18 protein-coding genes are annotated in these 21,282 nt (G+C 69.0%); 15 read left to right on the top strand and 3 right to left on the bottom strand.

Annotated elements, in window-relative coordinates:
- Positions 1 to 7: 7 nt before the first annotated feature.
- Positions 8 to 775, bottom strand: a complete 768-nt coding sequence (locus tag HPS01S_RS20355) for a FadR/GntR family transcriptional regulator (RefSeq protein WP_066160622.1) — start codon at positions 773 to 775, stop codon at positions 8 to 10.
- Between the two features lie 144 nt (positions 776 to 919).
- Here HPS01S_RS20355 and HPS01S_RS20350 point away from each other — a divergent pair, with 144 nt between their 5' ends.
- The 14 genes from HPS01S_RS20350 to HPS01S_RS20285 all read left to right on the top strand — a co-directional run bounded on the left by HPS01S_RS20350 (position 920) and on the right by HPS01S_RS20285 (position 16,227).
- On the top strand, positions 920 to 1,738 hold the full coding sequence (locus tag HPS01S_RS20350) for an NAD-dependent epimerase/dehydratase family protein (RefSeq protein ID WP_066160620.1): 819 nt from the start codon (positions 920 to 922) through the stop codon (positions 1,736 to 1,738).
- Between the two features lie 9 nt (positions 1,739 to 1,747).
- A complete protein-coding gene (locus tag HPS01S_RS20345; RefSeq protein WP_066160692.1) occupies positions 1,748 to 2,650 on the top strand; it encodes an SMP-30/gluconolactonase/LRE family protein in 903 nt (300 codons plus the stop codon).
- Between the two features lie 62 nt (positions 2,651 to 2,712).
- Positions 2,713 to 3,687, top strand: a complete 975-nt coding sequence (locus HPS01S_RS20340) for a TRAP transporter substrate-binding protein (RefSeq protein ID WP_066160616.1) — start codon at positions 2,713 to 2,715, stop codon at positions 3,685 to 3,687.
- 133 nt (positions 3,688 to 3,820) lie between these two features.
- Positions 3,821 to 4,369 carry a TRAP transporter small permease gene (locus tag HPS01S_RS20335; protein WP_066160613.1) on the top strand — a complete coding sequence of 183 codons (549 nt, stop codon included), beginning with the start codon at positions 3,821 to 3,823 and terminating at the stop codon, positions 4,367 to 4,369.
- Positions 4,369 to 5,649, top strand: a complete 1,281-nt coding sequence (locus HPS01S_RS20330; RefSeq protein ID WP_066160610.1) for a TRAP transporter large permease — start codon at positions 4,369 to 4,371, stop codon at positions 5,647 to 5,649. Before HPS01S_RS20335 ends, HPS01S_RS20330 begins: the two co-directional genes overlap by 1 nt.
- Positions 5,650 to 5,659: 10 nt before the next feature.
- Positions 5,660 to 6,952 (top strand): glucarate dehydratase family protein, encoded by a 1,293-nt coding sequence (locus tag HPS01S_RS20325; protein ID WP_066160607.1) that lies wholly within the window; start codon positions 5,660 to 5,662, stop codon positions 6,950 to 6,952.
- Positions 6,953 to 7,093: 141 nt separating this feature from the next.
- Positions 7,094 to 8,011, top strand: coding sequence for a 5-dehydro-4-deoxyglucarate dehydratase (gene kdgD / locus HPS01S_RS20320; protein WP_066160604.1), 918 nt, complete (start codon positions 7,094 to 7,096; stop codon positions 8,009 to 8,011).
- 133 nt (positions 8,012 to 8,144) lie between these two features.
- Positions 8,145 to 9,122: a Bug family tripartite tricarboxylate transporter substrate binding protein gene (locus tag HPS01S_RS20315; protein ID WP_066160601.1), complete on the top strand. Its 978-nt coding sequence runs from the start codon at positions 8,145 to 8,147 to the stop codon at positions 9,120 to 9,122.
- 17 nt (positions 9,123 to 9,139) lie between these two features.
- Positions 9,140 to 10,096: a Bug family tripartite tricarboxylate transporter substrate binding protein gene (locus HPS01S_RS20310; protein ID WP_066160597.1), complete on the top strand. Its 957-nt coding sequence runs from the start codon at positions 9,140 to 9,142 to the stop codon at positions 10,094 to 10,096.
- A gap of 7 nt (positions 10,097 to 10,103) precedes the next feature.
- On the top strand, positions 10,104 to 11,429 hold the full coding sequence (gene gudD, locus HPS01S_RS20305) for a glucarate dehydratase (RefSeq protein ID WP_066160595.1): 1,326 nt from the start codon (positions 10,104 to 10,106) through the stop codon (positions 11,427 to 11,429).
- Between the two features lie 38 nt (positions 11,430 to 11,467).
- On the top strand, positions 11,468 to 12,580 hold the full coding sequence (locus tag HPS01S_RS20300; protein ID WP_066160591.1) for an SMP-30/gluconolactonase/LRE family protein: 1,113 nt from the start codon (positions 11,468 to 11,470) through the stop codon (positions 12,578 to 12,580).
- A 35-nt stretch (positions 12,581 to 12,615) separates the two neighbouring features.
- Positions 12,616 to 13,572: a 2-hydroxyacid dehydrogenase gene (locus HPS01S_RS20295; protein WP_066160588.1), complete on the top strand. Its 957-nt coding sequence runs from the start codon at positions 12,616 to 12,618 to the stop codon at positions 13,570 to 13,572.
- A 31-nt stretch (positions 13,573 to 13,603) separates the two neighbouring features.
- Entirely contained in the window at positions 13,604 to 15,151 is a 1,548-nt protein-coding gene (garD, locus tag HPS01S_RS20290; protein WP_066160585.1) for a galactarate dehydratase, read from the top strand.
- A 23-nt stretch (positions 15,152 to 15,174) separates the two neighbouring features.
- On the top strand, positions 15,175 to 16,227 hold the full coding sequence (locus tag HPS01S_RS20285; RefSeq protein WP_066160582.1) for an aldose epimerase family protein: 1,053 nt from the start codon (positions 15,175 to 15,177) through the stop codon (positions 16,225 to 16,227).
- Between the two features lie 5 nt (positions 16,228 to 16,232).
- Here HPS01S_RS20285 and HPS01S_RS20280 read toward each other — a convergent pair whose 3' ends face one another.
- Complete coding sequence (locus HPS01S_RS20280) at positions 16,233 to 17,279, bottom strand: response regulator transcription factor (protein ID WP_174545269.1); 1,047 nt, start codon at positions 17,277 to 17,279, stop codon at positions 16,233 to 16,235.
- Positions 17,279 to 20,743, bottom strand: coding sequence for a hybrid sensor histidine kinase/response regulator (locus HPS01S_RS20275; protein WP_084397593.1), 3,465 nt, complete (start codon positions 20,741 to 20,743; stop codon positions 17,279 to 17,281). The genes HPS01S_RS20280 and HPS01S_RS20275 overlap by 1 nt, the downstream gene beginning before the upstream one ends.
- A 164-nt stretch (positions 20,744 to 20,907) precedes the next feature.
- On the opposite strand from HPS01S_RS20275, the gene HPS01S_RS20270 reads away from it, so the two are divergent.
- Positions 20,908 to 21,210, top strand: a complete 303-nt coding sequence (locus HPS01S_RS20270) for an urease subunit gamma (protein ID WP_066160574.1) — start codon at positions 20,908 to 20,910, stop codon at positions 21,208 to 21,210.
- Positions 21,211 to 21,282: the final 72 nt, after the last annotated feature.

Here is a 21,282-nt window from a genome sequence, read left to right as displayed (position 1 = left end):
GGTTCGTTCAGGCTTCGGGTTGTGCGCGGCGCAGGCGCTCGCGGCTGTTGGAGAGGTGGGTGCGCATGGCGGCGCGCGCGGCCTCGGGGTCCTGGCGCCGGATGGCGTCGAGGATGTTTTCGTGTTCGTGATGCACGCGTTCCAGATACGGCAGCCGGCCCTCGGGGGCGCTGGCCGCGGTCTTGAGCCGGGTGCGCGGGATGATCATGGTGCCCAGGTAGGTCATCAGCTCGGCGAAGTGCCGGTTGCCGGTGGCGCGCGCCACCTCCACATGGAAATGGAAGTCGGACGGCACGGCGTCGGAGTCGGCGTGGATGGCGACGTTGAACGAGGCCAGCGCCGCCGCCATGGCAGAGAGGCTCTCGGGCGAGCGCCGCTGCGCCGCCAGCGCGGCCGCCTCGCTCTCCAGGCTGATCCGCAGCTCCAGCAGCTCGATCACGTCGGCGGCGGTCGCCACGTCTTCGGGCGCGATGCGGAAGTTCGGTTCGACGGCGCGCGGCTCGTTCACGAAGGTGCCGATGCCGTGGCGCGTCTCGACCATGCCAGAGGCCTGCAGGCGCGAGATGGCCTCGCGCACGACGGTGCGGCTGACGTCGAAGCGACCCACCAGCTCCGACTCGCTCGGCAGCTTCTGGCCCGGGACCAGCCGCCCCTCGCGGATGTCGGCCTCCAGCGAGGCCACGATTTCGGGCACCAGGCCGCGGGGCCGGCGCATGCGCGCGGGAGCGGCGGCTACGGCGGGGATCTCCTCACCTAGGGTTTTCACGAGGTCCATGGTTTTTTCCTTGACAGCCGGGGCGCGGATTTTCAAAATGGCGCCCACTTGTCTGACAACACACAACTGACATTCCTGACACGGTTGAACTGTAGCAAAGGCCTGCTGTTCTGTGCAACCGAATCGGGAAAAGCACCCAATATCATGGTTAACCCTAGGAAAACACACCACCGCATACTGCTGACCGGCGCCGCCGGCGGCCTGGGCACCGCCCTGCGTTCCCGGCTGCTCGCGAACTGCGAGGTCCTCAGGTTGTCTGACAAGACGGGACTGGGCGAGGCGCAAGCCGGCGAAGAGATCGTCCTGGCCGACCTGGCCGATGCGGCGGCGGTGGACGCCGCCGTGGCCGGCTGCGACGCCATCGTGCACCTGGGCGGCATTTCGGTGGAGGCGCCGTTCGAGGCCATCCTGCAGGCCAACATCCTGGGCGTCTACCACCTCTATGAATCGGCGCGCCGGCACGGCGTCAAGCGCGTGGTGTTCGCCAGCTCCAACCACGTCACCGGCTTCTACAAGCAGAGCGAGACCATCACCGCCGACCACCCGGCCCGCCCCGACAGCTACTACGGCGTGAGCAAGGCCTTCGGCGAGGACTTCTCGCGCTTCTATTTCGACCGCTACGGCATCGAGACCGCCTGCGTGCGCATCGGCTCCTCCTTCCCCGAGCCGAAGGACCGCCGCATGCTGGCCACCTGGCTGAGCTTCGACGACCTGCACCGCCTGATCAGCGCCTGCCTGTCCACCCCGGTGCTGGGCCACAGCATCGTGTTCGGCATGTCGGACAACGCCGTGACCTGGTGGGACAACAGCCGCGCGAAGCACATCGGCTACGTGCCGCAGGACAGCTCGGACGTGTTCCGCGACGCGGTGTTCGCACGCACCCCCGCGCCCGACCTGAACGACCCGGTCGCCATTTACCAGGGCGGTGGTTTCGTCAAGGCGGACCCCTTCAAGAAAGCCTGAGTGCGCGCCATGAGCGATCAAGCCGAGCTGCTGCTGGACGCCCGCAACGGCGTGGGCGAGAGCCCCGTCTGGGACGCTGCGCGCCAGTGCCTGTGGTGGGTGGACATTCCTGGCAAGCAGCTCTGGTGCTGGAGCGTCGCCAGCGGCCGCGCGCTGCAGTGGCCCACGCCCGAGCAGACCGGCTGCATCGCGCTGGCGGCCGGCAGCGAGGCCCTGCCCCACGGCCAGTGGATCGCGGCCATGGAAACCGGCGTTGCGCGCCTGACGCCGCAGACCGACGGCACGGTGGACTGCGCGTGGATCACCCGCATCGACCAGCCCGAGGCCGGCATGCGCTTCAACGACGGCCGCTGCGATCGCCAGGGCCGCCTGCGCGCCGGCACCATGGTGATGGACATGTCGCTCGCGCGCGCCTCGGGCAGCCTCTACGGCCTCGACGGGACGCGGCTGCACGAACTGCTGGACGGCTTCATCACCCCCAACGGCATGGCCTTCAGCCCCGACGGCCGGACCATGTACCTCTCGGACTCGCACCCCGACGTGCAGACCGTCTGGGCCTTCGACTACGACACCGGCACCGGCACACCGCACGACCGCCGCGTGTTCATCGACTTCAAGCCCCTGCCCGGCCGCCCCGACGGCGCGGCGGTGGACGCCGACGGCTGCTACTGGATCTGCGGCAACGACGCCGGCCTGGTGCACCGCTTCACCCCCGACGGCCGGCTCGACCGCTCGCTGCCGGTGCCGGTGAAGAAGCCGGCCATGTGCGCCTTCGGCGGCGCCGGGCTCGACACCCTGTTCGTCACGTCCATCCGGCCCGGCGGTGATCTGACCGATCAGCCCCTGGCCGGCGGCGTTTTTGCACTGCGTCCGGGCGTGAGGGGCCTGGACGAGCCGCGCTGCGTCCCCTGAACCCACCAACGCGCCGGCACGGTTTTCTTCACCTCAACCCAACCACCACAACGGAGACTTTGATGAAACTGCAACGCCGACTGATCGCCAGCATGGTGCTGGCCGCCCTGCTGCCCCTGACCGCACAGGCCCAGACCGTGCTGAAGTCGCACGACACCCACCCCGCCGGCTATCCCACCGTGGTCGCCGTCGAGAACATGGGCAAGAAGCTCGAAGCCGCCACGCAAGGCCGCATCAAGGTGCAGATGTTCCCCGGCGCCGTGCTGGGCCAGGAAAAAGAAGCCGTGGAGCAGGTGCAGCTGGGCGCGATCCAGATGGCCCGCATCTCGCTGGGCGTGATCGGCCCGGTGGTGCCCGAGGTGGACGTGTTCAACATGCCCTTCGTGTTCCGCGACATCAAGCACATGCGCGCCGTGATCGACGGCGCCGTGGGCGACGAGCTGCTGGCCAAGGTGACCGCCAGCCCGGCGCGCCTGGTCGGCCTGGGCTGGATGGACGGCGGCGCGCGCAGCCTCTACACCAAGAAGCCGGTGCGCACACCCGCCGACCTCAAGGGCCAGAAGGTCCGCATGATGGGCAACCCGCTGTTCGTGGACACCATGAACGCCATGGGCGGCAACGGCATTGCCATGGCCTACGGCGAGGTCTTCACCTCGCTGCAGACCGGCGTGATCGACGGCGCCGAGAACAACCCGCCGAGCTACTTCACCGCCAACCACTACAACACGCCGGCCAAGTACTACAGCCAGACCAACCACCTGATCATTCCCGAGATCCTGGTGATGTCCAAGGTGGCCTGGGACAAGCTCAGCCCGGCCGACCAGGCCCTGGTGAAGAAGCTGGCCCGCGAGGCCCAGCTGGAGCAGCGCCAGCTCTGGGACAAGAGCGTGGAGGAGTACTCGGCCAAGCTCAAGGCCGCCGGCGTCGAGTTCATCAACATCGACAACAAGCCCTTCTACGACGCCACCGAGCCGGTGCGCGCCAAGTACGGAGCGAAGTTCCAGGACCTGATGCAGCGCATCGCCGCTGTGAAGTAAGTCCCCCCTGCGCCGCTTCGCGGCTTCCCCCCAGGGGGACCACACCTGAGGCCCGGCGAAGCCGGTTCCTCGGTGTGTGCTGGACGCGCTCGCCCTGCCACTTCTCTTTCCCCTCCCTCTCTCCGAGGCTCTCATGAGTCACCACCCTTCCAGCGGACATCCCGTCTCGCGCTTCCTGGACCTGGTCTACCTGGCCTGCATCTGGATCGCCGGGGCGTGCATCTTCTTCATGTCCCTTTTCATTCCATGGGGCATCTTCTCGCGCTACGTGCTGGGCACGGGCGCGCAGTGGCCCGAGCCGATCTCCATCCTGCTGATGGTGGTGTTCACCTTTCTCGGCGCGGCCTGCAGCTACCGCGCGGGCGGCCACATCGCCGTCGAAATGGTCACGCAGCGCCTGCCGTCGTCGGTGCAGCGTCCGCTGCGCGGCGTGGTGCACCTGCTGATGCTGGCCGTCTCGCTGTTCATGCTCTGGTACGGCATCCAGCTGTGCATCGGCACCTGGGGCCAGTCGATTCCCGAGCTGCCCTGGATGCCCGTGGGCTTCACCTACCTGCCGGTGCCCGTCGGCGGCGCCGTGACCGCGCTGTTCGTGCTCGAACACATCGTCCTGGGCGACCAGCGCCACAACGCTGTCGTCACCTTTGACCACGAACCGGCCCAGGCCGAAGGAGCCGCGTGATGGAAGCCTGGGTCCTGCTCGGCAGTTTCTTCGTGCTGATCCTGATCGGCACCCCCGTGGCCTACGCCATGGGCATCGCGGCGCTGATCGGCGCCTGGTGGATCGAGATCCCGCTGGACGCGGTGATGATCGCGATCGCCAACGGCGTCAACAAGTTCTCGCTGCTCGCCATTCCCTTCTTCGTGCTGGCCGGCGCCATCATGGCCGAGGGCGGCATGGCGCGGCGCCTGGTGGCGTTCGCCAACGTGCTGGTGGGTTTCATCCGCGGCGGCCTGTCGCTGGTGAACATCCTGGCCTCCACCTTCTTCGGCGCCATCTCGGGTTCGTCCATGGCCGACACGGCCTCGGTCGGCACCGTCCTGATTCCCGAGATGGAGAAGAAGGGCTACCCGCGCGACTTCGCCACCGCCGTCACGGTCTCGGGTTCGGTGCAGGCCATCCTGATCCCGCCCAGCCACAACGCGGTCATCTACTCGCTGGCCGCGGGCGGCACGGTGTCCATCGCCGCGCTGTTCATCGCCGGTGTGCTGCCGGGCCTGCTGCTGGGCGCCACGCTGGCCGTGCTGTGCCTGTGGACCGCGAAGAAGAAGAACTACCCCAAGGGCGAGGTCATTCCGATGAAGCAGGCGCTGAAGATCTGCGCCGACGCGCTCTGGGGCCTGATGACCATGGTGATCATCCTCGGCGGCATCCTGAGCGGCGTGTTCACGCCCACCGAGTCGGCCTCCATCGCGGTGCTGTGGGCCTTCTTCGTCACGATGTTCATCTACCGCGACTACAAGTGGGCCGAGACGCCGAAGCTGGTGCACCGCACGGTGAAGACGCTGTCGATCGTGATGATCCTGATCGCATTTGCCGCGAGCTTCGGCTACATCATGACCCTCATGCAGATCCCGCTGCAGATTACCACCGCGCTGACCACGCTGTCGGACAACCGTTACGTGATCCTGGCGCTGATCAACCTGCTGCTGCTGGCGCTGGGCACGCTGATGGACATGGCGCCGCTGATCCTGATCCTCACGCCCATCCTGCTGCCCGTCATCAAGAGCATCGGCGTGGACCCGGTGCACTTCGGGATGATCATGATGGTGAACCTGGGCATCGGCCTGATCACCCCGCCGGTGGGCGGTGTGCTCTTCGTCGGTGCGGCCGTGGCCAAGCTGCCGATGGAGCAGGTGGTCAAGGCCCTGCTGCCCTTCTTCGGTGCCCTGCTGCTGGTGCTGATCGCGGTGACCTACATCCCCGCGCTGTCGCTGTGGCTGCCTGGCCTGCTGCTGTGAGGACCTCGGCATGACCTCGCACGCCATCCGCCATGTGCGCGTGACGCCCATCGCGTTCCGCGACCCGCCGCTGCTCAACGCGGCGGGCATCCACGAGCCCTGGGCCCTGCGCTCGATCATCGAGATCGAGACCGACTCGGGCCTGGTCGGCATCAACGAAAGCTACGGCGACCTGCCCATGCTGGAGGCGCTGGCCAAGGCCGCGCCCGCGCTGACCGGGCTCTCGCCCTGGGCGCTCAACGAGATGGACACCCGCGTGGCCGCGCTGGTGGCCCCCAGGCAGATGTCCGCCTCGGAGTTCCTGGGCCAGCAGGTCTCGCTGGCTCCGGGCACGCACGTGTCCAAGACGGTGGCCAAGGTCATCAGCGCCTTCGAGGTGGCGATGATGGACCTGCAGGGCCAGCTGGCGAACGCGCCGGTGGTGGACCTGCTGGGCGGTGCCGCACGCCCGGCCGTGCCGTTCAGCGCCTACCTGTTCTTCAAGTACGCCGAGCACATCGACAAGCCCTACGCACCCGACCCGTTCGGCGAAGGCATCACGCCCGGGCAGATGGTGGCGCAGGCGCGCCGCATGATCGACCAGTACGGCTTCAAGAGCATCAAGCTCAAGGCCGGTGCCCTGCCGCCCGAGCAGGAAGTGGCCGCGATGCGGGCGCTGGCCCAGGCCTTCCCCGGCGCGCCGCTGCGCATCGACCCCAACGCCAACTGGACCGTGGCCACCAGCCTGCAGGTGGTGGAGCAGCTGCGCGGCGTGCTGGAGTACTACGAGGACCCGGCCCCGGGCCTGGAGGGCATGGCCGCCGTGGCCGCCGCCTGCGACGTGCCTCTGGCCACCAACATGGTGGTCACCGACCTGAAGGAATTCCGCCGCAACGCCGAGATGGGCTGCCCGGTCAAGATCGTGCTGAGCGACCACCACTACTGGGGCGGCCTGCGCGCCACCCAGCGCCTGGCGCTGATGTGCGAGACCTTCGGCCTGGGCCTGTCGATGCACTCGAATTCGCACCTGGGCATCAGCCTGATGGCCATGACCCACCTGGCCGCCTCGGTGCCCCTGCTGTCCTATGCCTGCGATACGCACTACCCCTGGCAGGACGACGAGGTGGTGCAGGGCGGGCGCCTGCAGTTTGAAGACGGCAGCCTGCGGGTGACGAGCACACCGGGTCTGGGCGTGCAGATCCACCGCGAGGCCCTGGCCCGCCTGTACGACAACTACCTGAACACGGGCATCCGCAACCGGGACGACCTGGGGCAGATGCGCAAGTACGACCCCGGCTTCACCGGTCACCAGCCGCGCTTCTGACCGGGGATAAGGGGTTTCCACATACGTGCACCGAAACCCTTGACGCCCTCCTCTCCACTTTCGCACAATCACGTCAGTTGTCTGACATCCTATAACTCAATCGCCGACACCACCTTCTCCACCCACCCAGGCTGAACCACCATGCAATACACCCCCCAAGACCTCAAACAAGTCATGTCCAGCGGCCTGCTGTCCTTCCCCGTGACGGACTTCGACGCCCAGGGCAACTTCAATGCCGCCTCCTACGCCGCCCGCCTGGAGTGGCTGACCCCGTACGGCGCCAGCGCGCTGTTCGCCGCCGGCGGGACGGGCGAGTACTTCTCGCTCTATGGCGAGGAATACGGCCAGATCATCAAGACCGCGGTGGACACCTGCCGCGGCAAGGTGCCCATCATTGCCGGCGCCGGTGGCCCCACCCGTACGGCCATCGCCCACGCGCAGGAAGCCGAGCGCCTGGGTGCCCACGGCATCCTGCTGCTGCCGCACTACCTGACCGAAGCCGGCCAGGAGGGCCTGATCGCCCACGTGGAGCAGGTCTGCAAGAGCGTGCAGTTCGGCGTCATCGTCTACAACCGCGACCGCACCCGGTTCACCCCCGAGTCGCTGGCCGTCCTGGCCGAGCGCTGCCCCAACCTGATCGGCTTCAAGGACGGCATGGGCAACATCGAAGTGATGTCCTCCATCTTCATGAAGATGGGCGACCGCTTCGCCTACCTGGGTGGCCTGCCCACCGCCGAGGTGTACGCCGCCGCCTACAAGGCGCTGGGCACCCCGGTGTACTCGTCCGCCGTCTTCAACTTCATCCCCAAGACCGCGGTGCAGTTCTACGAAGCCGTGCGCACCGACGACATGGCCACGCAGCACAAGCTGCTCAGGCAGTTCTTCATGCCCTACCTGAAGATCCGCAACCGCGTCGAAGGCTATGGCGTGAGCATCATCAAGGCGGGCGCCAAGCTGGTCGGCCACGACGCCGGCCCGGTGCGCGCGCCGCTGTCCGACCTGAAGCCCGGCGAGATGGACGAACTCAAGGCGCTGATCGACGCTTTGGGAGAGCAGTAACCCCCCCGCGCCGCCTGCGGCGTCACCCCCCAGGGGGCGGCGCTGGTGGCCCGGCAAAGCCGGTTCCACGGCGCCCTGGTCTGACTCCCCCGCCCTGGCCTGACTCCCCTTCACAACCACCAGTAGAGACATCATGAACAAACGCCATTTCCTGCTGACCGCTGCGGCGGCCGCCACCCTGGCCCTGGGCAGCACCGCCGCCCTGGCCCAGGCCTACCCGAGCAAGCCCATCCGCATCGTCGTGCCCTTCCCGGCCAGCGGCACCTCCGACGTGCTGGCCCGCCTGGTCGGCCAGAAGATGAGCGAGAAGCTGGGCCAGCCCGTGGTGGTCGAGAACAAGGCAGGCAACGCCGGCAACATCGGCGCCGACCTGGTCGCCAAGTCGCCGGCCGACGGCTACACCTTCGTGCTGATGGATGTGGGCAACCTGACCATCAGCCCGGCGCTGTACAAGCTTCCGTTCGACGTGCAGAAGGACTTCGTGCCGGTGGCCATGGTCGGCTACTCGCCCCACCTGCTGGTGGTCAGCACCAAGGTGCCGGCCAACAACATCGCCGAGCTGGTGAAGTACGCCAAGGCCAACCCCGGCAAACTGAACTTCGCCGCCGCCGCCGGCATCGGCAGCGCCACCCACCTGGCCGGCGTGCAGTTCGCGCGCCGCAACGGCATCCAGTGGAACTACGTGCCCTACAAGGGCGGCGCCCAGGCCATGACCGACCTGGTCGGCGGCCACATGGACGTCACCTTCAACGGCATGGTCGCGACCTACCCGCACGTCAAGGCCGGCAAGCTCAAGCTGCTGGCGGTGTCGTCGGCCAAGCGCTGGAGCGAACTGCCCGACACCCCGGCCGTGGCCGAGACCACGCCCAACTTCCTGACCGGCAGCTGGCAGGGCCTGCTGGCCCCGGCCGGCACGCCCAAGGCCGTGGTGGACCTGGTGCACGCCGAGGTGCAGCGCATCACCGCCCTGCCCGACGTGAAAGAAAAGCTGCAGTCGCTGGGCCTGGAGCCCTCTGCAATGAGCAGCGCCGAGTTCGCCGCCTGGATCAAGTCCGAGCTGCCCGAAATGGCGCAGGTCGTGCGCGAAGAAAAGATCACCCTGGAAAACTGAACACCGAGACACCCATCATGAAAAAGTCCCTGATTGCCCTTGCCCTGGTGGCCACCAGCCTCTCCGCCTTCGCCTGGCCCGACAAGCCCATCACCCTGGTCGTGCCCTTCCCGCCCGGCGGCTCCACCGACCTGATCGCCCGCCAGCTCTCCGGCAAGATGGGCGAGAAGCTTGGCGGCGGCGCCACCGTGATCGTCGAGAACAAGGCCGGCGCCACCGGCACCATCGGCGCCACCTTCGTCGCCCGCGCCCCGGCCGATGGCCACACCTTCCTGGTCGCGTCGCTCGGCCCCTTCGTGATCGCGCCGCACCTGATCAAGGTGCAGTACGACGCGCTCAAGGACCTGGACCCGGTCACCGTGGTGGTGCAGGCGCCCAACGTGCTGGTGGTGCCCGCCGCCTCGGCCCACAAGTCGCTGGCCGACGTGATCGCCTTCCAGAAGGCCAACCCCGGCAAGATGACCTTCGCGTCGTCGGGCAACGGCTCCAGCGACCACCTCACGGCCGAGCTGTTCTGGCAGCAGACCGGCACCAGCGGCGTGCACGTGCCCTACAAGGGCGGCGGCCCGGTGATGAGCGACCTGCTGGGCAACCAGGTGGATTCGTCCTTCATGAACATCAACACCGCCATGCCGCAGATCAAGGTCGGCAAGCTGCGCGCCCTGGCCATCACCAGCGCCAAGCGCTCGCCCCTGCTGCCCGAGGTGCCCACGCTGGAAGAAAGCGGAGTGAAGGACGCCAACGTGCAGTCCTGGCAGGCCGTGGCCGCGCCCAAGGGTCTGCCCACCGATGTGAAGAAACGCGTGCACGAGGCCGTGCTGGCCTCGATCAACGACCCCGCCATCAAGCCCAAGCTGCTGGAACTGGGGTTCGAGGTCGTGCTGAACACGCCCGAGCAGTTCGCGGCCTTCCAGGCCAGCGAGTTCTCGCGCTGGCAGAAGCTCATCACCTCGCGTGGCATCAAAGCAGACTGACCTTCCCATGACCGCACCGATCGTCCAGTCGATGCGTGTCGTCCCGGTCGCCGGCCGGGACGGCATGCTGCTCAACCTCTCGGGTGCGCACGCGCCCTTCTTCACCCGCAACATCGTCATCGTCACCGACAACGCGGGCCACACCGGCCTGGGCGAGGTGCCGGGCGGCGAGAAGATCCGCCAGACGCTGGAGGACGCGCGGGCGCTGGTCGAAGGCCAGTCCATCGGCAACCTGCAGGCCATCCTGAACGCCATGCGCAGCCAGTTCGCCGACCGCGACAGCGGCGGCCGCGGCCTGCAGACCTTCGACCTGCGCACCACCATCCACGCCGTCACGGCCGTGGAATCGGCGCTGCTCGACCTGATGGGCCAGCACCTGGACGTGCCGGTGGCGGCCCTGCTGGGCGAAGGCCAGCAGCGCGACGCGGTGCAGATGCTGGGTTACCTGTTCTTCGTCGGCGACCGCCGCAAGACGGACCTGCCCTACGCTAGCGAACCCGACAACGCCGACGACTGGTGCCGCCTGCGCCACGAGGCCGCGATGACGCCCGAGGCCGTGGTGCGCCTGGCCGAGGCCGCGCAGAAGCGCTACGGCTTCCAGGACTTCAAGCTCAAGGGCGGTGTGCTCGCGGGCGACGCCGAGGTCGAGGCCGTGACCGCGCTGCACGAACGCTTCCCCGAGGCGCGCGTGACGCTGGACCCGAACGGCGGCTGGCTGCTGAAAGACGCGATCCGCCTGGGCGAGAAGATGCGTGGCGTGGTGGCCTATGCCGAAGACCCCTGCGGCGCCGAAGAAGGTTTTTCCGGCCGCGAGGTGATGGCCGAGTTCCGCCGCGCCACCGGCCTGCCCACCGCCACCAACATGGTCGCCACCGACTGGCGGCAGATGGCGCATTCGCTGGCGCTGCAGAGCGTGGACATCCCGCTGGCCGACCCGCACTTCTGGACCATGGCCGGCTCGGTGCGTGTGGCGCAGACCTGCCGCGACTGGGGCCTGACCTGGGGTTCGCACTCCAACAACCACTTCGACATCTCGCTGGCCATGTTCACCCACGTGGGCGCGGCCGCACCGGGCAAGGTCACGGCCATCGACACGCACTGGATCTGGCAGGACGGCCAGCGCCTGACCAAGGAGCCGATGAAGATCGAAGGCGGCTACGTGCAGGTGCCTAAGAAGGCGGGCCTGGGCATCGAGATCGATATGGCCGAGGTCGAGAAGGCCCACCAGCTCTACCTGCAGCACGGCCTGGGCGCGCGCGACGACGCCATCGCGATGCAGTACCTGATCCCGGGCTGGAAGTTCGACAACAAGAAACCTTGTCTCGTCCGCTGAAAGCGCGACAGGCACCCGAAGAACAAGAGGAGACACACATGATCAACAAAGCCCAAGACACCCGCCGCCAGTTCCTCAAGACCGCCGGCGCGGCCGGCCTGGCCGCCACCGGTGCGCCCGCCTTCGCGCAGGCCTTTGCCTTCGCGCCCAACCAGCGCTACCCCGACCCGTCGGTGCAGATCCTGGACCCGTCGTTCGCGAAGTACCGCATCTACAGCAGCACCATCGAACAGGTAGCGACCGGCATGCGCTGGGCCGAAGGGCCGGCCTACTTCCCGGGCGCGGACGGCGCGCCGGGTTACCTGCTGCTCAGCGACATTCCGAACAACCGCATCATGAAGTTCGACGAGAAGACCGGCGCCTTCTCCGTCTTCCGCGACAAGGCCAACTGGGCCAACGGCAACACCCGCGACCGCCAGGGCCGCCTGATCACCTGCGAACACTCGGTCACGCGCCGCGTGGTGCGCACCGAGACCAACGGCAAGCTCACCGTGCTGGCCGACAGCTTCGAGGGCAAGCGCCTGAACGCGCCCAACGACGTGGTGGTCAAGTCCGACGACAGCGTCTGGTTCACCGACCCGCTGTTCGGCATCAACGGGGAATGGGAAGGCTTCAAGGCCAAGCCCGAGCAGGCCAGCACCAACGTGTACCGCATCGCCGCCGACGGCAAGCTGACCGCTGTCATCACCGACCTGGTCAACCCCAACGGCCTGGCCTTCAGCCCGGACGAGAAGAAGCTCTACGTGGTGGAGTGGAAGGGCACGCCCAACCGCAGCATCTGGGCCTACGACGTCAACGCCGACGGCACGGTCGCCAACAAGAGCAAGCTGATCGACGCGGCCGACTTCGGCGCGCTCGACGGCTTCAAGGTCGACCGCGACGGCAACCTCTGGTGCGGCTGGGGCAGCAACGGCGCCCTGAACGCCGAGCCCAGCGACGTGGGCGGCCGCAAGGTCTACCAGCTCAGGGGCAAGCCCGAGGACCTGGACGGCGTGATGGTGTTCAGCCCCGCCGGCAAGCCGCTGGCCCACATCCGCCTGCCCGAGCGCTGCGCCAACCTCTGCTTCGGCGGCCCCAAGGGCAACCGCCTCTACATGGCCAGCTGCCATTCGCTGTACGCGCTCTACGTCGAGGCGCACGGCGCCGTCTGACGCGTTCTCATGTCACTGTCACTCAAACCCACCGCATGACCGCTGCCGCCCCCCGTTCCACCGTCCTGCAGGTCGGCCCGCTGATGCCGGCGCTGGAAGCCCGCCTGCGCGAACAACACACCGTGTTGAGCGCACAGGCCACCACCGCCGACGCGCCGCTGGCCGACCGCGCCGACGCCGCGCGCGTGGCGGCGGTCGTGACCTCGGCCCCGGTGGGGGTGCCGGCGGCCTGGCTGGCGCAGCTGCCCGCGCTCAAGGTGGTGTCGTCCTTCGGCGTCGGCCTGGACCGGCTGCCGCTGGACGCCGCGCGTGCGGCGGGCCTGCCGGTGGGCTACACGCCCGACGTGCTGAACGACTGCGTGGCCGACCTGGCCATGGGCCTGCTGATCGACGGCGCGCGCCGCATCGCCGCGGCCGACCGCTTCGTGCGGCGCGGCGACTGGCTGCAGGGCCGCTACCCCATGACCACGCGCGTCAGCGGCAAGCGCCTGGGCATCGTGGGCCTGGGCCGCATCGGCCAGGCCGTGGCGCGGCGCGCGGCCGGTTTCGACATGGACATCGCCTACTGCAACCGCGGCCCGGCCGAAGGCGTCGCCTGGCGCTACGAACCCTCCCTGATGGCGCTGGCGCAGTGGGCCGACTTCCTGGTGCTCACCGTGGCCGGCGGACCGGCCACGCACCACCTGGTCAACGCCGAGGTGCTGCGCGCGCTGGGGCCGAAGGGCCTGCTGGTCAACGTGGCGCGCGGCAGCGTGGTGGATGAGGCGGCGCTGATCGCCTGCCTGCAGAGCGGCGAACTCGGTGGCGCCGCTCTGGACGTGTTCGAGGACGAGCCCCGCGTGCCCGCTGCCTTGCTGGCTCTGGACAACGTGGTGCTGGCCCCGCACATGGCCAGCGGCACCCACGACACCCGCCAGGCCATGGCCGACCTGGTGCTTGCCAACCTGCACGCCGGCCTGGCCGGCGAACCCCTGCCCGCCCGCGCGGCCTGATCTTTTTCTGCCTTCGACAAGCCTGCCGACCATGAACGCCCCCGTGACCCCGCGCACCATCCGCATCCACCCCGACGACAACGTGGCCGTGGTCGTCAACGACGGCGGCCTGCCCGCCGGCACCGCCCTGCCCGGCGGCCCCACGCTGGTGCAGGCCGTGCCGCAGGGCCACAAGGTCGCGCTGGCCGACCTGCCCGCCGGCACCGCCGTGCGCCGCTACAACGTGGTCATCGGCCACACCGCGGTCGACATTCCCGCGGGCGGCTGGGTCAACGAGCAGCGGCTGGTGATGCCCGGCGCGCGCAGCTTCGACGACCTGCCCGCGCCGCAGCCGCCGGCCGAGCTGCCACCATTGGAAGGCCACAGCTTCCAGGGCTACCGCAACGCCGACGGCAGCGTGGGCACGCGCAACCTGCTGGCCGTGACGACCACGGTGCAGTGCGTGGCCGGGGTGCTGGAATTCGCGGTCGAGCGCATCAAGAAGGACCTGCTGCCCAAGTACCCCAACGTGGACGGCGTGGTGGGCCTGACACACAGCTACGGCTGTGGCGTGGCCATCGACGCGCCCGACGCCATCATCCCCATCCGCACGGTGCGCAACCTGGCGATGAACCCCAACTTCGGCGGCGAGGTGATGGTGCTCAGCCTGGGCTGCGAGAAGCTGCAGCCCGAGCGGCTGCTGCCGCCGGGCTCGATCCCGATCAGCGACGAGCGCCAGGGGCCTGACGTGGTCTGCCTTCAAGATGAAAAGCACGTCGGCTTCATGTCGATGATCGACAGCATCCTCACGCAGGCCAAGACCCATCTGGAGCGCCTGAACGCGCGCCAGCGCACCACCTGCCCGGTGAGCGAGCTGGTGGTGGGCGTGCAGTGCGGCGGCAGCGACGCCTTCTCCGGCATCACGGCCAACCCGGCGGTGGGCTTTGCCACCGACCTGCTGGTGCGCGCCGGCGCCACGGTGATGTTCAGCGAGAACACCGAAGTGCGCGACGCGGTGGACCAGCTCACGCGCCGCGCCGCCACGCAGGAGGTCGCCGATGCCATCGTGCGCGAACTCGGCTGGTACGACGCCTACCTGGCACGCGGCCAGGCCGACCGCAGCGCCAACACCACGCCTGGCAACAAGAAGGGCGGGCTGTCGAACATCGTCGAGAAGGCCATGGGCTCCATCGTCAAGAGCGGCAACGGCCCGATCCACGGCGTGATCGCACCCGGCGAGAAGGTCAGGCAGAAGGGCCTGATCTTCGCGGCCACGCCCGCCAGCGACTTCATCTGCGGCACGCTGCAGCTGGCCGCCGGCATGAATCTGCACGTCTTCACCACCGGCCGCGGCACACCCTACGGCCTGGCCGAGTGCCCGGTGATCAAGGTGGCCACGCGCAACGACCTGGCGCGCCGCTGGCACGACCTGATGGACATCAACGCCGGCCGCATCGCCAGCGGCGAAGCCACGATTGAAGAGCTGGGCTGGGAACTGTTCCACCGCATGCTGGCGGTGGCCAGCGGCGAGAAGACCTGGGCCGAAAAGTGGGGCCTGCACAACGACCTGGTGCTGTTCAACCCGGCACCGGTGACCTGAGCCAGACGAGCGCTGCCGACCGCATGAAGCACCCGCGACTCGACCCCGCCCGCTTCTTCGGGGAGATTGGCGGCGAACCGGTCGCCCTGTTCCGCCTGCGCCACACCAGCGGCATGGAAGTGGCCGTCTGCAACCTGGGCGCCAAAGTGCTGCAGATCCTGGTGCCCGACCGCAACGGTGTGCCGGGTGATGTGGCACTGGGCTACGACAGCCTGGCCGCGCTGCAGGCCGGCGCACCCTCCATGGGCGCCTTCATCGGCCGCTGCGCCGGCCGCATCGCTCAGGCGCGCTACAAGCTGGACGGCACGGCCTATGCGCTGGAGGCCAACGCAGGCCCTCACTGCATCCACGGCGGCCCGAATGGCTCGCGCCACCGCGTGTTCTCGGCCCACCAGGACGCGCCCGATGCACTCACGCTGCGCCTGCGCTTCGAGCCCTCGGTGGACCGGCACCCCGGCATCGTCGACCTCACGCTGAGCTACCGCCTCACCGACGGCCCCACCCTGGTGGTGGAGCACGAGGCGGTGGCGGTCTGCCCCGCCAGCCCGGCCTCGCCCGCGAGCTTCACGCCGCACATCTTCTTCAACCTCGACGGACCGGGCGAGCACCTCGTCGACGAGCACCGCCTGCAGGTGTTCGCCGACCGGCTGCTGGCCGCCGATGCGGACAACGTCGCCACGGGCGAACGCATGCTGCTGGACGGCCACGCGCTGGACCTGCGCCAGCCGCGACGGCTGTGCGACCTGCCCGACATCGACCACGCCTACCAACTGGCCGGCCCACCGGACGGCGGCCTGCGGCACGTGGCCCAGGCCCACAGCCCGGCCTCGGGCCGCACGCTCGATGTGTGGACCACCGAGCCCGTGATGCAGGTCTACACCGCAGGCGCACTGGGCACGGGCGCGACGCCGGACATCGGCAAAGACGGCGTGCTGCACCGCCCCCGCGCGGGCCTGTGCCTGGAGCCGCAGCAATACCCCAACGCGGTGAACTGCCCGTCGTTCCCGCTCATGCGCGTGGCGGTGGGCCAGCCCTACCGGGCCCGCACCGAATACCGCTTCGGCACCCGCGACTGAACGGCTCAGCCGCCGCGTGGCTGGAGCAAAGGCACGCGGTTGATGGCCATGGCTGCGGCCGCGGTGCGCGTCTCCACCCCCAGCTTGGCGTGGATGCGTTCCAGGTGCTTCTTCACCGTCGCGGGGCTCGACCCGAGGATGTCGCCGATGTCGCGGTTGATCTTGCCCTTGACCACCCAGTACAGCACCTCGGCCTCGCGCGCGGTGAGGCCGAAGGCCTGGGCCAGCGCTTCGAGCACGGCGGCGTCCGAGGTCTCCTGCATCACGATCAGCCAGTCGCCCGGCTCCCCCTGGGCCTCGTCCTCGTCGCCGATCTGCTGGTGCAGGCGGAAGCTCAGGCGGCGCGGCCCCTGGTCGATGGTCAGGCGCGGCGGTTCGCGCAATGGCTGGCCCGGCGCGGGCGGTACCGCAAATTCGGGCAGCAGGCGCAACAGGCGATCGAGCCACTCCAGCACCGGCGCCGGCGTCACCGGCGCCTCGGTGCCGAAGTAGCGCTGCAGCAGGTCGCGCGCCAGCGGGGTCTGCCACATCAGCCGGCCGTCGCGCGCGCGCACGGTGATGGTGGCGTAGCCGAAGGCGTCGAGCGCGTTGCGCGCCTGGCTGCGCTCCACCGCGCCCTGGCGGCTCTGGCGCGACTGCCGCAGGTGCACGCCCATGCGCGCCATCACCTCGCGCGGCTTGATCGGCTTGGTCACGTAGTCCACGCCACCCGCCTCCAGCGCGGCGACCAGGTGCTCGGTCTCGGTCAGGCCGGTCATGAACAGGATGGGAATGTGCGCGGTCGAGGCATCGGCCTTGAGCTGGCGCGCCACCTCGAAGCCGTCCAGGCCGGGCATCACCGCGTCCAGCAGCACCACGTCGGGCAGGGCCTGGCGCGCGCGGCGGATCGCGGCCTCGCCGTCCAGCGCCACCAGCACGGTGTAGCCCGCCTCGTCCAGCGCGTCGTGCAGCGGCGCCACGTTGTCGGGAACGTCGTCCACGATCAGCACCACCGCGCCGGATTCGGCGGACAGTGGGGCATCGGGGGAGGGGCGGTCGGGCGAACGGATCATCATGCGGTGCGGTCGGAGGAAGCCTGGCCCTCGCCCAGGGGGAGCAAGCGCTGTTCGATGGTCTCGAAGCGGAACTCGCGCGCCAGGGCGCGCAGCGCGTCGGCAAACGCGGCCTGCTCGGGGTGGTCGGCCACCCAGTCGTCGAGCCAGCGCATCACGCCTTTGGCATAGCCCAGGCGCACCAGCTCCAGCAGCGGCGAGAAGTCGTGTGCGGCGGGTGGTGGCGCCACAGCGGCCGGCGTGGCCGGTGCGGGCGTGGCCTCGGACGCCACCGGCGCGTGCTCCCAGCGCAGGCCCAGCTGCTGCTGCAGCCAGCCGGTGAGGTCGTCGCGCCGCACCGGCTTGACGAAGAAGGCCTGGTCGGCGGGGCGGCCGTCGGCGGCCTCGGCCTGCAGGCCCTTGTCGAAGGCGTTGGCCGAGACCACGGCCATGGGCACCGACGACCAGCCCGCGGCGCGCAGCCGGCGCAGCGTTTCCCAGCCGTCGATGCCGGGCATGGCCAGGTCCATGAAGACCGCGTGCGGCGCGCGCTCGCCGCCCGGCGCCACACCGTCGAGCAGGGTCAGCGCGTCGTGGCCGCTGGTGGCCATCAGCACCTCGAAGCCCAGCGGCTGCAGCCAGCGCGCGATCAGCTCGCGATCGCTCTCCTCGTTGTCCACCACCAGCACGCGCCGGCGCGGCCCCTCGTAGCCCGTGACCGGCGCCGCCACCACGGCCGGGCGAGCGGCGGCCGCCTGCAGCGCCGGCAGGAACAGGCGCACGCTGAACACCGTGCCCTGGCCCGGCGCGCTGCGAACCGTCATCTCGCCGCCCATGAGGTCGGTCAGCATCTTGGCAATCGTCAGGCCCAGGCCGGTGCCACCGCCGGCCGCCGCGGAGCCGCCCTCGGCCTGCTGCCCGCGCGCGAAGGGTTCGAACACCCGCTCCAGCTCCTGCACCGTCATGCCGGGTCCGGTGTCGCTGACCTCGAACACCGCCATCTCGCGCACGTGCGAGACGGTCAGCCGCACCTCGCCCTCGCGCGTGAACTTCACCGCGTTGCCCAGCAGGTTGATCAGGATCTGGCGCAGCCGCTTGTCGTCGGCGCGCACCGCCTCGGGCAGGCGGGGCCCGGGTTCGAACACGAAGCGCAGGCCCTTGGCCGCCGCCTGCAGCTCGAACATGCTGGCCACCTCGCGCACGGTGTCGGCGAAGGCCATCGGCTTCACGTCGAGCTGGAGCTTGCCGGACTCGATGCGCGCGATGTCCAGCGTGCCCTCGATCAGCGAGAGCAGGTGTTCGCCACCGCGGTGGATGACACGGATCGCCTGCGCGCGGTGCGGCGCCAGCTCGCGGTCTTCCTGCAGCAGCTGGGCGTAGCCGAGGATGCTGTTGAGCGGCGTGCGCAGCTCGTGGCTGATGGTGCTGATGTAGCGGCTCTTGGCCTGGTTGGCCTGATCGGCGATTTCGCGCGCGCGTTGCAGCTGCTCGTCGGTGCGGCGGTGCGATTCGATCTCCTGCATCAGCAGCCGCGTCTGGCGGTTGGACTCCTCCTGCGCCACCTCGCGGCTCTTGTGCGCCAGCACCAGCCACCAGGCCACCGTGGCCGCGATCAGCAGCAGCACCGCGTAGACGCGCAGAAAGCCCGAGCGCAGCGCCGCGTCGAGCAGGCCCACGTCGCCGACCGCGGCGACGCCCTGTCCCAGCCCCTCGACCTGCTGGCGGTAGAGCAGCCCGAGCACCGCCGCCAGCACCGGTGCGATCACCAGCATCAGCAACAGGTAATGGGCCAGCCCCGCCTCCAGGTAGGGCCAGACCCGCTGCGGCAGCACCGTGCGCAGCGCTGACTGCCACTGCACCGACAGCCGCGCGTGCGGTTTGCACAGGTCGCCGCAGCGCGCGTCCAGCGTGCAGCAGAGCGAGCAGATCGGCCCCTGGTAGGCGGGGCAATGGGCCATGTCGGGGCCTTCGTAGTCGCGTTCGCAGATCACACACTTGTGTGTACCCCCCGCGCCGCCTGCGGCGTCACCCCCCTGAAAGGGGTGCCACATCAGCGGCCCGGCGGAGCCGGTTCCGCGGTGTGTGCTGGACTGAGCAGCCCTGGCGATGTAGTAACGGCCCTTGGTCGCCCACGCGATCAGCGGCGCGGTGACCAGCGCCGTCACCATCGCGATCACGGCCGAGAAGGCCTGGGCGCCCGCGCCCATCAGGCCCATGTGCGCCGTGATCGACAGCACCGAGGCCAGGCCCATCGCGCCCACGCCGACCGGGTTGATGTCGTACAGGTGCGCGCGTTTGAACTCGATGCCCCTGGGGCTCCAGCCCAGCGGTTTGTTGATCACCAGGTCGGCCACCACCGCCATGATCCAGGCGATGGCGATGTTGCTGTAGAGACCGAGCACCTCGCCCAAGGCGCGGAAGACCTCCATCTCCATCAGCATGAAGGCGATCAGGGTGTTGAACACCACCCAGACCACGCGGCCGGGGTGGCTGTGCGTCAGGCGCGAGAAGAAGTTGCTCCAGGCCAGCGAGCCGGCGTAGGCGTTGGTGACGTTGATCTTGAGCTGCGAGACCACGACGAACAGCGCCGTCGCCGCCACCGCCCAGCCGTAGTTGGGGAACACGTATTCGTAGGCCGCCAGGTACATCTGGTTGGGGTCGACCGCGCGCTCGGTGGGCACCATGTGGCTGATGGCCAGGTAGGCCAGCAGCGCGCCGCCCAGCATCTTGAGCACGCCCAGCAGCACCCAGCCCGGGCCGCCGGCCAGCACGCCGGCCCACCATCGCCCTGCCCGGCCCGGCTGCGGCGCAGGCATGAAGCGCAGGTAGTCGGCCTGCTCGCCCATCTGCGTGATGAGCGCGATGCCCACAGTCAGCGCCGCACCAAACAGGTGCCAGTCAAACGCGGTGCCCGCACCACTTTCGCCACCGTAATGCACCACATTGGAAAACGCACCCGGATCGAGCGCCCAGACCGCCACAAAGGGCACGACCATCATCACCAGCCACAGCGGTTGGGTCCAGACCTGGAAGCGGCTGATGATGGACACGCCGTAGGTCACCAGGGGGATGACCACCAGGGCGCAGATCAGATAGCCCCAGGCCGGCGGGATGTCCAGCGCCAGGTCCAGGGCGTAGGCCATCACCGCCGCTTCGAGCGCGAAGAAGATGAAGGTGAAACTGGCGTAGATCAGCGAGGTGATGGTGGAGCCGATGTAGCCGAAGCCCGCGCCGCGCGTGAGCAGGTCCATGTCGACGCCGTAGCGCGCGGCGTATACGCTGATCGGCAGGCCGGCCAGGAAGATGATCAGCCCCGTGGCGAGGATGGCCCAGAAAGCGTTGACGAAGCCGACCTGCACCAGCAGCGTGGCGCCCACCGCTTCGAGGATCAGGAACGAGGCCGCGCCGAACGCCGTGTTCGCCACCCGCCACTCGCTCCACTGGCGAAAACGCTGCGGCGTGAAACGCAGCGCATAGTCCTCCATGGTCTCGCGGCCGACCCAGCTGTTGTAGTCGCGGCGCACCTTGATGATGCGCTGGGGTGGAGCTGGATCGGGCCTTGGGTTCACGCGGTGGTTTGTGCAGCTTTCGTGCCGGCCCCGGGAGGGCACGGGATTTGCTGTCAGACCCCACAGAACAAGGACCGACCATGGAACTGACCCCGAGAGAAAAAGACAAGCTGCTGATCTTCACCGCCGCCCTGCTGGCCGAGCGGCGCAAGGCGCGCGGCCTCAAGCTCAACTACCCGGAAGCCGTGGCCCTGATCAGCGCCGCCGTGATGGAAGGCGCCCGCGACGGCAAGTCCGTGGCCCAGCTGATGAGCGAAGGCCGCACCGTGCTCACGCGCGACGACGTGATGGAGGGCGTGCCCGAGATGATTCCCGACATCCAGGTCGAAGCCACCTTCCCGGACGGCACGAAACTGGTGACCGTTCACACTCCGATACCTTGACTCCACCGCAGAGGCACCCATGAAACGGCTCCCCAAATCCCTGTTCACCGCCGCACTGGCCACCACCGCCCT

The organism is Hydrogenophaga pseudoflava NBRC 102511, from assembly GCF_001592285.1.
GTDB lineage: Bacteria > Pseudomonadota > Gammaproteobacteria > Burkholderiales > Burkholderiaceae_C > Hydrogenophaga > Hydrogenophaga pseudoflava.
The sequence above is the reverse complement of the archived record's forward strand: the minus strand, read 5'-3'. Positions and strand labels throughout refer to the sequence as shown.